Origin of the sequence: Streptomyces sp. NBC_00513 (assembly GCF_041431415.1) — a bacterium.
In the GTDB taxonomy this organism is placed as follows: domain Bacteria; phylum Actinomycetota; class Actinomycetes; order Streptomycetales; family Streptomycetaceae; genus Streptomyces.
Genome location: NZ_CP107845.1, coordinates 7,824,492 through 7,838,485 on the forward strand (window position 1 = coordinate 7,824,492; position 13,994 = coordinate 7,838,485).

Annotated in this window: 13 protein-coding genes and 1 pseudogene; 6 read left to right on the top strand and 8 right to left on the bottom strand. The window is 68.4% G+C overall.

Annotated elements, in window-relative coordinates; translation table 11 throughout:
* Window positions 1-7 precede the first annotated feature (7 nt).
* Window positions 8-1,249 carry an SLC13 family permease gene (locus OHA84_RS35265; RefSeq protein ID WP_266967556.1) on the bottom strand — a complete coding sequence of 414 codons (1,242 nt, stop codon included), beginning with the start codon at window positions 1,247-1,249 and terminating at the stop codon, window positions 8-10.
* On the bottom strand, window positions 1,239-2,459 hold the full coding sequence (locus OHA84_RS35270; RefSeq protein WP_266967555.1) for a CaiB/BaiF CoA-transferase family protein: 1,221 nt from the start codon (window positions 2,457-2,459) through the stop codon (window positions 1,239-1,241). The genes OHA84_RS35265 and OHA84_RS35270 overlap by 11 nt, the downstream gene beginning before the upstream one ends.
* A gap of 111 nt (window positions 2,460-2,570) precedes the next feature.
* Here OHA84_RS35270 and OHA84_RS35275 point away from each other — a divergent pair, with 111 nt between their 5' ends.
* The 3 genes from OHA84_RS35275 to OHA84_RS35285 all read left to right on the top strand — a co-directional run bounded on the left by OHA84_RS35275 (window position 2,571) and on the right by OHA84_RS35285 (window position 4,787).
* The gene (locus OHA84_RS35275; protein WP_266967553.1) at window positions 2,571-3,464 is read left to right on the top strand and encodes a LysR family transcriptional regulator; all 894 of its coding nucleotides are present in this window, start codon (window positions 2,571-2,573) and stop codon (window positions 3,462-3,464) included.
* Window positions 3,465-3,520: 56 nt separating this feature from the next.
* Complete coding sequence (locus OHA84_RS35280; protein ID WP_266967552.1) at window positions 3,521-4,102, top strand: MaoC family dehydratase; 582 nt, start codon at window positions 3,521-3,523, stop codon at window positions 4,100-4,102.
* A 184-nt stretch (window positions 4,103-4,286) separates the two neighbouring features.
* On the top strand, window positions 4,287-4,787 hold the full coding sequence (locus OHA84_RS35285; RefSeq protein ID WP_371591547.1) for an ATP-binding protein: 501 nt from the start codon (window positions 4,287-4,289) through the stop codon (window positions 4,785-4,787).
* Between the two features lie 131 nt (window positions 4,788-4,918).
* On the opposite strand, the gene OHA84_RS35290 is transcribed toward OHA84_RS35285, so the two are convergent.
* Entirely contained in the window at window positions 4,919-5,203 is a 285-nt protein-coding gene (locus tag OHA84_RS35290; protein WP_266967548.1) for a hypothetical protein, read from the bottom strand.
* A 471-nt stretch (window positions 5,204-5,674) separates the two neighbouring features.
* The gene (locus OHA84_RS35295) at window positions 5,675-5,959 is read right to left on the bottom strand and encodes a hypothetical protein (protein WP_266967546.1); all 285 of its coding nucleotides are present in this window, start codon (window positions 5,957-5,959) and stop codon (window positions 5,675-5,677) included.
* A gap of 1,009 nt (window positions 5,960-6,968) precedes the next feature.
* Between OHA84_RS35295 and OHA84_RS35300 the strand changes: the two genes are divergently transcribed.
* Both OHA84_RS35300 and OHA84_RS35305 read left to right on the top strand, forming a co-directional pair.
* Complete coding sequence (locus OHA84_RS35300) at window positions 6,969-7,175, top strand: hypothetical protein (RefSeq protein ID WP_266967544.1); 207 nt, start codon at window positions 6,969-6,971, stop codon at window positions 7,173-7,175.
* 542 nt (window positions 7,176-7,717) lie between these two features.
* Window positions 7,718-9,028 (top strand): MFS transporter, encoded by a 1,311-nt coding sequence (locus tag OHA84_RS35305; RefSeq protein ID WP_266967542.1) that lies wholly within the window; start codon window positions 7,718-7,720, stop codon window positions 9,026-9,028.
* A gap of 566 nt (window positions 9,029-9,594) precedes the next feature.
* On the opposite strand, the gene OHA84_RS35310 is transcribed toward OHA84_RS35305, so the two are convergent.
* Window positions 9,595-10,110: an ROK family protein gene (locus OHA84_RS35310; RefSeq protein ID WP_323181806.1), complete on the bottom strand. Its 516-nt coding sequence runs from the start codon at window positions 10,108-10,110 to the stop codon at window positions 9,595-9,597.
* 201 nt (window positions 10,111-10,311) lie between these two features.
* On the opposite strand from OHA84_RS35310, the pseudogene OHA84_RS35315 reads away from it, so the two are divergent.
* Window positions 10,312-10,932, top strand: a pseudogene (locus OHA84_RS35315) (alkaline phosphatase family protein); the annotation flags it as partial.
* A 168-nt stretch (window positions 10,933-11,100) separates the two neighbouring features.
* On the opposite strand, the gene OHA84_RS35320 reads toward OHA84_RS35315, so the two are convergent.
* The 3 genes from OHA84_RS35320 to OHA84_RS35330 all read right to left on the bottom strand — a co-directional run bounded on the left by OHA84_RS35320 (window position 11,101) and on the right by OHA84_RS35330 (window position 13,765).
* A complete protein-coding gene (locus OHA84_RS35320) occupies window positions 11,101-11,376 on the bottom strand; it encodes an isoamylase early set domain-containing protein (RefSeq protein WP_266967538.1) in 276 nt (91 codons plus the stop codon).
* Between the two features lie 260 nt (window positions 11,377-11,636).
* Complete coding sequence (locus OHA84_RS35325; RefSeq protein ID WP_266967536.1) at window positions 11,637-12,014, bottom strand: hypothetical protein; 378 nt, start codon at window positions 12,012-12,014, stop codon at window positions 11,637-11,639.
* A 638-nt stretch (window positions 12,015-12,652) separates the two neighbouring features.
* Complete coding sequence (locus tag OHA84_RS35330; protein ID WP_266967534.1) at window positions 12,653-13,765, bottom strand: heparin lyase I family protein; 1,113 nt, start codon at window positions 13,763-13,765, stop codon at window positions 12,653-12,655.
* Window positions 13,766-13,994: the final 229 nt, after the last annotated feature.

The window sequence follows — 13,994 nt, forward strand, 5'->3', positions numbered from 1 at the left end:
GGCGACGTCACAGGACCACGAAGGCGAGCCAGGCACACATCGGAGCGATCGCACACACCCCGGCGCCCCACCGCAGCAGGCCGCGATACACACCCGCACGAAGCCGCTCGGGCGAGTTGGCGACCACCAGGGCGCCATTGGTGGAGAAGGGACTCGCGTCCACGACCGTCGCCGTTGCCGCCAAGGCGATCACCATGCCGGTCGTTCCGATGGCTCCCGACTGGAGAAACGGCACGGACAGAGGCACCAGCGCACCCAGGATTCCAGTGGTGGACGCGAAGGCGGAGACAACGCCGGCGACGTAACAGATCAGCAGGGCTGCCACCAAAGGTGCGCCGATCGCCGCGATCGTCGTACCCAGTGAGTCGACGACGCCGATCTTCTGGAGCAGGGAGATGTACGTGACGATCCCGCAGACCAGGAGAACGACCGGCCAGGCGATCTCCTTGACGGCCGCCTGGGCCGTGCGACGGAAGAACAGCGCCAGCAGCGCGGCCAGAGTGAGAGCGAGGAAGCCGGTGTCCAGTGAGAAGACGGTGGTGCCCACGACCATCGCGGCCATCGCGGCCAACGTCGCAACCTGTTCGCAGCCCAGTCGAGGCCCCGGGCCCTCTTCGGGGTCGCTCACGTCCTCCGGGCCCCCGGCCGCGAGGGACTTGCGGCCGAAGACCAACCAGGTTGCCCCGGCGGCTGCCAGGTTGAAGGCAAAGGTTCCGGCGAAGAGCTGCCCCGCGCCCACGGGCAGATGCTGGGCCGCCAGGGAGGAGTGGACGATTCCGCCCAGGATGCCGGACGGTGCGAAGCTTCCCGCTGCGGCGCCGTTGACAGCCATCAGCCCGGCGTACAGCGGATTGACTTGGTGGCGTACGGCGAAGGTGATGCCGATGGGGGCGACGATGGCGACCGCGGCAGGCGAAGCCGAGCCCGTCGCGCACAGGAGCGCCGTCAGGAAGAACAGCACCCAGGGGATGGCTGCCACCCGGTCGCCGACTGCCCGTACCGCGACGCGCACCAGCCAGTCCACCGTGCCGTTGACGCGCGCGATACCGAAAAGGAACGTCACAGCCACCAACACCACGAACATCGCGGCGGGGAAGCCCAGCAATACCTCTTCCGGTGTACGGCCGAGCACGACGCACCCCAGCACGAAGGTGGCTGCCAGCGCGAGAATGCCCATGTTCAACCCGCACACGCTGGAGAGCACGAACACCGCAACGAGGACAAGTACTCCGACGACCTCAATCGACATGGTGTGCCCCCTGGTGGGTGCTCGCGGGGGCCTCCTGGGCCAACCACGCGAGGACGGAGTCGGTGTGCTCTCCCAGCGCCGGCACGCGCCCCAGCCTCAGCGGGCGCTCTCCGTGAAACGTGACGGGAGGGATGAGTCCGCGTAGTTCCCCGACAGGGCTGCCGAACGGCGCCCATCGGCGACGCTCGCGCAGTTGCGGATGCGCGCTGAATTCCTCCACGGTGCGCTGGTGTCCGTAGGCGATGGACGCTTCCTTGAGCCTCGCCACCAGCTCTTCGCCCGTGACCCCCGACGCGACCTCCTCCACGATGGCGTCGAGTTCGCAGCGGTGGGCAACCCTGTCGGCGTTGCCGTTGAAGCGAGGGTCATCCCGAAGCTCCGGGCGGCGCAGGACGATCTCGCAGAAGGACGCCCACTCGCGTTCGTTCTGCAGCCCGAGAGTGACGGTTTCCCCGTCGAGCCCCGTGAACGGGCCATACGGAGCGATGGCCGCGTGCTTGGCGCCGGCGCGCGCGGGGGCTGTCCCGCCGTAGCGCGTGTAGTACTCGGCGTAACCCATCCACTCGCCCAATGCCTCCAGCATGGACACCTCGACCTGCGCTCCCCGACCGGTGCGGGCACGCGTGATCAAGGCGGTCAGGATTCCAGAGTATGCGTACATGCCGGCGCTGATATCGGCGATCGACAAGCCCACCTTGGAGGGAGTCTCCGGCGTCCCGGTGAGGGAGACCAGTCCGGCCTCGCACTGTACGAGGAGGTCGTACGCCTTGCGGTCGCGGTAGGACCCGCTGCTGCCGTATCCGGAGATGTCGCAGGTGATCAGATCCGGGTGGTTTGATGCCAGGGTTTGACTGCCGATGCCCAGCCTTTCCGCCGCGCCGGGAGCGAGATTTTGCACCAGGACGTCGGCGCGGCCGACGAGGGAGTGCAGTTGCCGGTTCCCTTCCGGGGAGCGGACGTCGAGTTGGACGCTTTCCTTGCCCCTGTTGAGCCAGACGAAGTGGCTGGACATGCCGCGGACCGTGCGGTCGTACCCGCGGGCGAGATCGCCGCTGCCGGGTCGCTCGATCTTGATGACGCGGGCGCCGAGGTCGGCCAGTTGCCTGGTGGCGAAGGGCGCGGCGACAGCCTGTTCCAAGGACACGACGACGAGCCCGGACAGGGGACCGGCAGCGGTGCGGTCCTCGGGGGGTGCATACGGATCAGACATGGGGTCCCTCCCATGGAGTGTGATCGGGTGGGACACACTGTTGGTCTCGCGAAAGCCGTTGTGAAATGACGAAATCTCCGGTCGACCATGCACAGGACGTATAATCCGACAGTGGAGATCAGAGAGCTTCAGTGGTTCGCTGTTCTGGCCGAATGCCAGCACGTGACAGCTGCGGCGGAGCGGTTGAACATCTCGCAGCCGACCCTGTCGCGTGCGATCGCACGACTGGAGCGGCGCGTGGGGGTGCCGCTCTTCGACAGGCACCAGAACCGCCTTCGGCTCAACAAGTACGGCGAGGTGTTCCGCGCCCACGCCCTGCGCGCCATTGGTGAGATCGACGGGGCCGAACAGCGCATCGCGAGTCTGGTCGATCCTGACGGGGGGACGGTGGCACTGGGCTTTCTGCATTCCTACGGCTCCTGGCTGGTACCTGGACTGCTCGCCGGCTACCGCGTGATCGCCCCGACCACCCGATTCGATCTGCGTGGAGCCGCCGCCGACACGGTGGTCGACGACGTGCGCCAGGGCAGGCTGGATCTGGGGCTCACCAGCCCACAACCGGCCGGCCATGACCTTGACTGGACCCCCTTGCAGCGGGAACCCCTGTGCCTGCTCGTTCCCTCTGGGCACCGCCTGGCGCGCCGCCATCGGGTGGAGGCGGCAGAGCTGGTCGAGGAGGACTTTCTGGCGCTGCGGCCGGTGTTCGGTCTTCGCCAGGTGGCCGACCGGCTGTGCGCCGCAGCCGGCTACGAACCGCGGATCATCATGGAGTGCACGGAACTCAGCACGCTGCGAGAGCTTGTGGCGGCAGGGCTGGGAGTCGCTGTCGTCCCCGCGAGGGGAAGCCCCGCGGGCACGGGGGACCGGACCGTCGCCGTGCCCTTCAAGGATCCGCAGGCATACCGCACGATTGGCCTGATCAACCCGCTCGGGGGGCCGCGCGCGGCAGCGGTTGTGCGATTCTACGACTACGTTTGCTCGACAGCTCATGCACACGATGCATGATGCGGGTGAAAGTTCGCTATTTCACAGGACGCTCCGAACTTCTCAGAATGAGTCTCATGACGACCGAGCACTCATTCTCAGCCCCCGACCCCGCCGCCCCTGGCCCGGCCGCCCCCGTTGGTGGCTGGCCCGGCCGCTACTTCGAGGACTTCACCGTCGGTGACGTGTACAAGCACACCCTTGGGCGCACCGTTCTCGAAACGGACAACTCCTGGCTCACCCTGCTGACCCAGAACACCGCCCCGCTGCATTTCGACCGCCACTATGCGGCCGGCACCCGTTGGGGCCGGCCGCTCGTCGATTCCACGTTCACGCTCGCCCTGATCACAGGGCAGAGCGTGAGCGACATATCGCAGCATGTGATGGCCAACCTCGGCTGGGACCGGGTCAGGCTGCCCAACCCCGTATTCGAAGGCGACACCCTCTACTCGCAGTCCGAGGTGCTCACCAAGCGGGATTCAAGCAGCCGTCCTGACATCGGCATCATCAGCGTGCGCACCATCGGGTTCAACCAGGAGGGTGTCATCGTGATCACTTTCGAGCGGACCTTGATGGTGTACCGCCGCGCACACGGTCCGGGCTTCGCGACCGTCGAACCGGTATGGGACGAGCGCTCCCTCCGGGCAGCCGGGTTGTGAGGGGGCCGGCCCGAGAGACGCAGGCGCTGGTCGACGCCACCGCTCCCATTCCGCTTCCTCCGGCGAAGGTCATGCCGGCTGACAGGGCGCATGTGAACATCCGAAGCGCCCATCACATCATCACTCAATCTCAAGCCGCACAGAGAACAGCATCGGACGTGGGGGGAATGCCCTAGGAGGGGCCATGACGAATCACAGCATGCCGGTCACCGCAACTGCAGTGGCTCCGGCACCGGCCGGGATTCCCCCGACGTCGCTCACCCGCCGCGCGGCCACAACCGACCCCGCCGCTGGTTGCCCGCGACAGGCACTGCTCACCCTGCCTGCAGAAACGAAACGCGTGCGAATCGCCCGGGAGTTCACCGCGGATGTGCTCAGCCGCTGGCAGGTGTCCGGCGATGACCGGGACTCCGCGGTTCTCATCGTCAGTGAACTCGCCACGAATGCCGCCCTCTACGGTCACGCGGAGCTGACGGTTCGGCTGGCACTGAGCGAGAACATCCTGCACGTCGCCGTGGCCGACTGCGGACGCCCGCCCGCCTCCAGGGCGAAGCGGCCGGGCATCGACCCGATCGAACACGGCCGTGGGATGGACATCGTGGAATGCCTGGCGCACTGGACTGACGTCCGCCAAGAGGCCGACGGCCGCCGAGTCCATGCTCACCTTCTGCTGGCGGCACAGTAGATGAAGCTGACGCATGGCACGTGACCCTCGTGGTGATGCCACCGGCGCCCGTGGTGTCGACCAGCCGCATGTCACCGATCTGGAAGCCATCGTGCTCGACGTTGATGTCGTGGTGGAGAGGCTCGGCGGAATCAAAGGTCTCGGAAACCAAGGATGCCCGTGAGCAGGTAGACGAAGCCAAGGTGGGCGACGATGAGGAGGATCCATTGCAGGGCGCTCATGTAACGGTAGCCGCGGCGTAGTAGCCGCCACTCATACGCCACCGACGCGCCGGCGGCGCCGAACAATGGCGCCCAGAGCAGAGCCCACGCTGTCCAGACACCGCCACGGCCGAAGATCGCGGCGATCACTCCGAAGAGCAGCACCGGTACGGCCCAGCCTGGCTTCTCCTCAGCGGGGCGCGAAGGCCTGGTCACGTCCTATTACCTCTCGGGTTTGACGGTAGGCGACGCGCCCCTTTCGCGTCGGCTGCGGGGCGCCTCTTTCTTGAGACGGGGTGCTGGTGCTGCGGCTTGTCGAAGCAATCGTCCGGTCGTGCGAGCGGACCGGTCCGGTCGCCCGGTGGGGGAGTGGTCCTCTTCAACGCTCGGGGCTTCGGCCCGTTGCTCCCGAGGGGCGGAGATGATGCTGTTGTCGTCGTAATAAGTCGCCACCGCGGACGTCCTGCCCTTGAGGTGTTCCTATGCTGCCTGCTTGTCCGGTCGGTACCGACCGGACAGGTGGCAGTAGGCGACGTCCTGGCGGGTTGTCGGGACCGCGGTGTGGTCCGGCCTCGACGCCGTCGCGCCTTGCGTGGATCGAGCCAAGGGTGGTCGCGGCCGACCAGGAGATGTCCAAGCAACCCCTGTTGCACCGCCCGCACCGCATCGGACCGAGATCGTGTTCGGTTACCCGACCGGCTGCGAGAGGGGCTGCCAAGGGATGTTCGCGACCCGGCTGTTGCCCTCGATCGCGAGGGCGATCGACGGCATGGCGCCGGCCGCGTCGTGCCACCGGGAGACGGTGGCCATGTTACCGTCGAGAGTCCGATCGGCGGGCGCATGGTCGGCGGAGGTGTGGCGGTGGCTGCGGTATGGGAGGTGCCTGGTGAGGATCTCCGAGAGGAAGAGTTCGCTGTCGTTGAGCAGGGGGAATCGGGCGTCCGTGCCGGGAAGGCCGCCCGATTCCCCCACGACTGTCTCTTTGCCCGCACCTTCGATTCGCTCGCGGGATCGCTGGACCTTTCCGCTGGTGTCGAAGTTGCCCAGGAACGGGATGGCTGCGGGGCTCCTTCCGACCGCAGGCCCGATCAGCGAGGTGATTCCCGCTGACGGTTGCGGTCGGGAGTACGCCGGTCGGGCGGTGACGGGTATAGCGGCGGAACATGGACCATCCTTGTACAGCTCCTGGTAGCGCAGCAAAGAGGTGGGCGCCGGGTCTTGTCTCCGGTGTGGGGGTCGGCGAACCACGCCCCGAAAACGATCAGAAAGCAACAGGTCTCAACGGGTGGGCCCTATGAGACCCCTGCCGCAGAAGATCGTCAACCCCGCGGCGTGGGCTGAGATGAGCTCGTGATCTTTCTGTCGGTGCATCACATGGCTTCAACCCAAGGTCTGTTACCGCGGATGGTTTGAAGATCCCACTTCCAGTCACACGCTCGCCGGTCGCTGTTATTGAACAGAAGTCAACAAGGCGCCGGGCTCTGATCGCCTACGCTGACCCCGGCCGCCGAGTCGCTGGATCCGTTGTCCTTGTCTCAGGCGGTCACGATTCCGCCTTGCGGTCGCCCCCTTGAGTCGACCCCTCAAGTCGACTTCGAGGTCCTCGTGGGCAGCCATGCCCCGGGACATCCGCGATACCGCTGTCGAGCCTCCAGCTTCCCGACTAGCGGTCAACTGGTATGTGCACCAGCGTAGTTAGCAATTCGTTACGGACCGGCCGGCAATCGCCACTGGTTCATCGTCATTACTGCACAGTATGGTCTGCGCAACCTCAGTCACCGGGTAAACACCTCAATGACCGCTCCTGGAAGGTCCGTTCCCGTGCCCGACGGCGCGCGTGAGGGGGCAGCGCCCTGCCCTTTCGCGCCTCGCCCCCAGAACCCCCGCCGACCCCCACGGCCGGACGGCTCCCGGGTTCGCCGTCCGCACTCCCACCCACCACCCCACCGAAGTCCCTTCTTCGTCGTACGAGGAAACGCCCATGTCCACCGCACCGCCGCCGTCCTTCGTCCGTCACCCCGCCCCCCTCCTCACGGGGTGCGCCGCCACCTTGCTGCTGGTGGTTCTGGGCAGTGCCTCGCCCGCCGCCGCAGCTGATTGGGCCTCGTACACCACTCAGGCCATTGCCATGCTCACCGGCAGTACATTCACGTCCACCGTCGCCTCCTCGCCGGGAGCAACTGCGTAGAGGGCGAACAGTGACGGGCCCTGGGCTCTCGAGCACCGGCGTGACAGGGCAGATCGTCACTGCCGTTGCCGGCGTCGCGACACTGGCCGCCGAAGCCTCCGCTGACGCCGCGCCGCCGTTCGGTCGCCCCCTGAAGCTCCCGGGCGCCGTACTCACCGAACCTACGGTCGGCCCCGGGCTTGAATCGGAAGATGGCAGATTCCACGTTGGCCGCAGCGGCCTCGGGTGAGGCTCCCCGCTCGAGGTTGCCCGGTGCCCTGTGCCGGCTGGGCAATCACGCCGAGCGCCCGGGGCCTACCGGGGCTGCTCTGCGCTTGTGGTGCTCTTCGTAGGGGCCGGCCGTCAAGTCCAAGCCCTCGCAGAGTTCGGGGAACCGGAAGAAGTCGTCGTGGTCCCGCCACGGCCCACCCCCGCGCTCCATGCCCTGAATGTGCCCCCTCCCGGGCCGTCGGCATCCCCCCGCTGACCGCATACACCCCCACCGGGTCTCCGCGATGCCGGTAGTGCTTCGCCCGCACTACCCCCGCCTCGCACGCCCTCTGATGGAAAGCCCCACCTCGTTGACCCTGGCCGATCACCCGACCACCGCCCCGCGGCGGCCCGTCACGTACGGCGCCGTGTTGGGCAGCCGCCACGTCGTCCGCCTCCTCGGCGGCACCCTGACCGGGCGCCTGCCCAACAGCATGGTTCCCGTGGGACTCGTCCTGTGGATCACCGGTGGCGGAGGGTCACTTGCGTTCGCCGGACTGCTCGCCGCGCTGTACGGGTTGGCATCCGGGCTGTCCCAGCCGCTCAAGGGCAAGCTGATGGACCGCTACGGCCAGACCCGCGTATCCGCACCGGCGGTGCTGCTCAACGCCGGCTGCCTGGCCTCGCTCCCCTTGATCGGGGCGGACGGGAACCCGGCGACGGTGACCGCGGTGGTGGGATTCGCGGGCCTGCTCACGCCACCCCTGGAGGCAGGACTGCGGGCACTGTGGCCGACGGTCCTGCCCGACCCCGCACGACGCCGCGTCGTGCAAGCCCTCGACACCGGCTCGCAGGGACTCCTGTACATCTCCGGACCCCTGCTCGCCTCGTGGCTCGCCACCACCTACGGGCCCGACAGCGCCTTGACCGCGACCGCCGCCCTCTCACTCGTGGGCACGGCGATCGTCTTGACCGCCGCACCGTCGCAGAGTTGGCGTCCCGCCGCCGACGGTGCGGCCGGAAACGGGCGGCTGATGAGCACCGGCCTGATCCTCCTGTTCACCGCGCTGGCGGGAACGGGGTTCGCGTTCGGAGCGATGAACGTGTGGGCCGCCGGCATGGCCGCCACCCACGGGCCGGCCATGCTCTCCGGGGTGATCCCCGCCGCGTTCTCCACCGGCAGCCTCCTGGGCAGCCTGATCTACGCACGCCGGGCGCGGCCCGGCACGACCACCACCCAACTCTCCACCACCAGCGCACTGTTCCTCCTCGGATGGTTGCCCCTGCTGGCCCAGCCCGGCCCCCGCACAGCCATCGCGCTCACGGCGATCCCGGGGCTGTTCTTCACCCTCATCATCACCAACGGCTTCCACACCGTGGACTCCCTCGCCCCGGCCTCCCGCACCACCGAGGCGTACGCCTGGCTGATCCTGTCGGTCGGCACCGGCCAGGCCGCCGGAACCGCCCTCGCCGCAGCCCTCACCGCCCACCTCCACCTACTCGCCACGCTCCCCGCCGCCGGCGCCGCCACCGCCCTGACCATCCTCGTACTAGCCCGCCGCAAGCTCGGACCAGATCGGCGCCCCGGCCGCCACCGGCGCCACGGACGTCAAGGGCGTCACCGGAAGCACCACGTCAACCCCCCACTGCATGGTGCACCGTGAGATCTCCGTGGTGGGAGGAGTTGGATTGCGTCTGATCGTGGGGTTCTTGCCGAATCGGGATGAGGGGGTGGGGGAGTGTTCTCGCAGACGGGAAGCCCGCCGATGGTGAACTCCGCCTGGAACGTGGCTGGTTCTGCGTCGACGGATGTTCGTTTGATGGGTAACGTGCGGAGCGTGGCTTCCGGGTGAGCAGCCGCCACCGCCTGGTCAAGGCTTCAGCGATCTGTATGCGGGCGTGGAGGACGGCTTGACGGCCGGCGGTGCCAGGATCGTCCAGCCGTCCGCCGACGGCTGGGTTGATCAGGAGTGGGCGATCGTCATCCTCTGACCGAGCCGCGTCGACGCGCGCACCCTCCCCGCTCCGTCCTGTGAGGAACGATCATGCGAGATCGGGTACGGAAAGCTCCTCACGGGCACACTCAAGGGCTTCGTCGGGGTGGCGGCCGGCGCAGTCGACCCGGCCGCGGCGGGCGGAGGCTTGCCGGCGGCGGGACCTGCGGCGCACAGTGCTCGCCGCCGCGTCGCTACGATTCCTGCGGGCCGGTGCGGGCTGGGCCTGCAGCGACTCACGGAGTTGCGGGCTCCTTCATGTCCAAGATTGCGATGGCCTGGTCGACCGCCTCCGGGCTGAGGGTGTGCTCGATGACCATGACGGCGGCTCCGATGACGCCCGCTCGGTCGTCGAGTCCCCGTCCTCGGATGGAGAGATGCTGGGTGGCCAGCGGGAGGGAGCGGCTGTAGATGACCTCGCGCACGCCGGCGAGCAGGTGCTCTCCGGCTTCTGAGATGTCGCCGCCGATGATGATCACGCCGGGGTTGAAGAAGTTCACCAGCGAGGCCAGGACGTCGCCGATGTCACGGCCCGCCTGACGGATCATCTGGATGGCGACCGGGTTGCCGGCGCGGACCAGGCGGACCACGTCCCGGCCGTCCGCGGCGTCCAGGCCCGCGTTCCGGAGGTGTGCGGCGAGGGCGCCGCCGCCGGCGATGGCTTCGAGGCAACCTGTGTTTCCGCAGGGGCAGGGCTCGTTTGTCCGGGTCGCGTTCGAACCGGAACCGGGATGCCTCGTGAAGACGATCACCGACGCGGTACGACACCTGTCGGACCTCGACCCCCACCACTTCGGCCTCTGTCTGGACATCTGCCATCTCGCCGTGGCCTTCGAGACACCGGAGGAGGCCCTGAACCGCCTGGCCGGAGCCGGCATCCCCGTGGTCAAGGCGCAGATCTCCTGCGCCCTGCACGCGGAGGACCCGGCGAACGCGGGCACGCGCGCCGCGCTCGCGGCCTTCGCCGAACCTCGTTTTTCTATGCCCAGCAGGGGATGGAATACCTCGACCCCTGGACCTCCCGCGCCTTCGCGACCCCCGACCACCAGGTGTCCCATGTGTACGTCGCCGACCCCGAGGACCTGTCACACGTCCGGGAGGTGCTGCTGAGGACCGAGGGAATCGACCAGGTCCTGGACCGCGAGGACCAGAAGAAGGCCGGGCTGCGGCACGCGCGAGCCGGTGAACTCGTCGCCGTCGCCTCCTCCGACAGCTGGTTCACCTACTACTACTGGCTGGACGACGAGCGGGCCCCGGACTTCGCCCGCGGGGTCGAGATCCACCGCAAGCCGGGCTACGACCCGGCCGAGCTGTTCTTCGACCCGGCCGATCCACTGGTCATGGCCAGGGCCGCCATGACCGTGGCCAAGCTCAAGCTGGGCGTACGGACCGCCATGTCCGTCGTGCCCACCGACCCGTCCTGCGTCCGCGGCAGCCACGGCCGACTCCCGGACGACCCCCACGACGGCCCCGTCCTGCTGTGCTCCAGCCCCACGGGCGCCCGGGAACGCATACACGCCACCGAGGTCAAGGACTTCCTGCTCGACTGCCTGGACAACGCGGCGACGGACTGAGCACGCCACCCGCAGCAGCACATCCACCACCCGTGACTTTGGGCGACGAGGGGCCCCGCTGATGGAGGCGGCGGGATCGTCACACCGGCACCGACCCGAAGACGTCGGGACGGTCCGCTCGTGCTCTCCAAGGCATTGGTCGGCCGGAGGTAGCGCGCTCTAACCCGTTCAGGGGCGCACTCGACTGTCGGGGCCGTTCTGGCCGTCGGCGGCTTCGTCGTTGAACCATTCGTCGCCGGCCGCCACGTAGCGGAAGATGTGCGCGCCCTCCCTGGGAAGCACGACCGTGACGGCCCGCATTCCGTCCTCGCGGGGCTGCAGGGTGTGGACGCCGGGCTGCCAGTCGTTGAAGTCCCCGACGACGCTGACAGGCCCCCGCGGCGTGTCAGCGGGAAGGACGAAGGTGACCTCGGTGCGGTCCTCGTGAGGCGTGTGTTCCAGCATGTGCTCGGCTCCTGTCGGTGCCTGTGATGGACGGATGAGGGTGCTGCCTGCCTGTGGTCTGGAGCGCACGAGCTGGCCGGTGATCCTGGTGAACCGGCGTCGCGCTCGGACTGCGTCCGACGCCATCCGATCCGTCGCCGGACCCCTCACCGACCAGTGGACGACTCGGCTCTCAACCGTCCTCGCACTGCCCGCCAGAACAGCGTGACCAATCAGACAGCCGCGGCTGACCACGTCCCCACCAACCACGTGTGAGGTCTTCAGTCGGTGTCAGCTCCCCGTTGAAAGAAGCGGACTCTGCCAGGGGACAGGCCCATGAGGACGGCGCTGGCCTGGGCGTTGTAGCCGAGGGCTGCGAGAGTGCGGATGTCCTGGAGGTCGGAGGGCGGGGCGGGCGAGTCGGGCCGAGCGCGGCGGTGGACTTGCGTGCGCAGGTGTTCCCAGGCGCGCTGCGCGGGCGCGTGGTCGGTGATGATGTCCCGCCAGGCGGTGAATATGGCGGCGAAGGCGTCGTGTACGGCGCGGTCGGCGTCTTCGGGGTCAAGGTGGGCGACCGCGTAGGCGGTGTAGTGGGTCCGTTGGAGGGCCTGGAAGGCCTCGAAGGCCAGGCGCTGGGCGGCCGAGGGGTGATGGTTCATGGTTCGAGCTCCGCTTCGGTCCTGGTGGGAATCGGGTGTTGCCGCTACTTCCGCTGTTTGAGGTGCCGGCTGGGTGACCTGGCAGTGCTCGGAGGGCGGGCGGTCGGCGGAGGGCGAAGCTGATGGGCTGCGGCGTCGGGGGCGACGGGGCGGGAGCATGGATGGGTGGCCGTTGGGCGGCGTCCCACAAGACCTCAGAATTGTGAGGTGTGCGTTGCACCCGGCGGCGGACGGGTCGTGTACGGCCGGGGCGGGGACGGGTTCCTCGGGAGGCGCGTACGCGGCAGGTGCCGGGCGGCATGGTCGGGTCTGGCCTCTTGCGGAGGTGACGGGGAAACTGCTGCTTTCGGCCGTGTCCTTCCAGGACTCGCCGCATGCGCGGCCGCGCGCGCACTCCCATGCCACGCCCACGAGTGGGGCGTTTCGGACCTGACGGAACGGTGAATCGCCGAGCTCACGCAGAAGATGCTCAAGCGCGGCGTTCACCGCTCCGTGCAGGCTATCGAGCGCGACATCCGGTCACGGCAGGCCGACTGGACGACCGCCTTGGGCCCGTTGTCCGGGACGAAGAGCCGACAGGATCCGCGACAAGTCCGCTGCCCACTGCCACGAATCGCCGACTCACCTCACCAGTTGTTTCATGTTTGGGATCGGTGGCGGGCCGAGCGTGTGGCATTGCGTCGTCGGAGGAGGTAGGCGCCGGCGGCGAGCGCCGTGACGCTGGCAACGGTGGTGGTGATCACCCCGGTTGAGCCGGTGCTCGGGAGCGTGGTTCCGTCGGTGTTCGGCTTCTGCCCGGTCGCTCCGGGACTGATGGTGTCGGTGGGCGTGGGCGTGGTCCCGGTGGGTACGGCACTGGCTTGCGTGGAGGCGGACGGGGAGGGTGAGCCGACGGAGGCGGGGCTGGGTGACGGGGTCGGGGAGCCCGAGGGGGACGTGGTGGCGGGGGTGGTCGGGCGCGGGTTCGATCGGGAGCCGGGAGCCGTGCTGTTGATGGCGATGTCGTCGATGTAGAGGACCGCCTCGGTTGCTCCGGCCCGCTTCTCCGGCCCCTTCTCCGGGCGCCAGTTGGGCCGGTAGGCGCCGATTCTGAAGTGGGGCGGTTCGCCGCGGTGGTAGTTGTTGGGGCCTTGGTGCGAACCGACGGTGATGCCGTCCCGCGTGACGGCAATCGAACCGGGTGTGCCCGCGGCGGACCACGTGATGTCGAAGGCCCACTGGTTCCAGTGGCCCGGCCGTGCCGCGCCGAGTGGGATGACGGACTCCTGTATCTCGCCGCCGTTCATCCAGTGGACCTTCAGCTGCCAGTTGCCGCCGTGGACCGAGAGTGCGACGACGGGTTTGATGCCCTCGCCGTCCCCTTGCATGCTGAACCACTGGGCGACGATGGTGTCGAGGTCTCGCTCCTGCCAGTCCCCGGGAAGGTAGTTGGCGAAGGTGAAACGGTGGCTGCCCGCGTCGAGGCCCTTGATGACCAGCTCCGATTTGAACGAGCGTCCGTCGTTGGGGAGGTTGACACGCGCGGCCTGACCCCCTCTCCCTCCGGGTGCGGGCCCCACCAGCACGCGTCCGAACCCGTTGATCGCCATGAACGGCAGTTTCTGGGAGGGGGATTCGAAGTCGTACGAGACCGCGTCGGCTGCCGCGGCGGGGGAGGCGACGCCGACACCAGCGACGATCAGGGTGGCGGTGCACGCAGCGATGAGACGGGCGGGGCGGAGGGCGAAGGACGGCGGCAGTGCGGTGGGCATGGGCATTTCCTTATGCGGAGCGGAGACTTCAACCGGTGGTAGGCGGGAGAGCGAAGCCGGGGAGCCGATTGGCCTTGGGGGCGGGCGGGGTTCTTGGGGGCGAGGTGCGGGTGACGCGATTCAGGTCCGCCGGGTAGCACCTGGTTCTGAGGCCCGGAGCCCGCAGGCTAGTAGCGTGCTCATGTCACTTCTCTTCCGCGCCGTCGCCGTGCCGGAAGGTGCGTTGGAT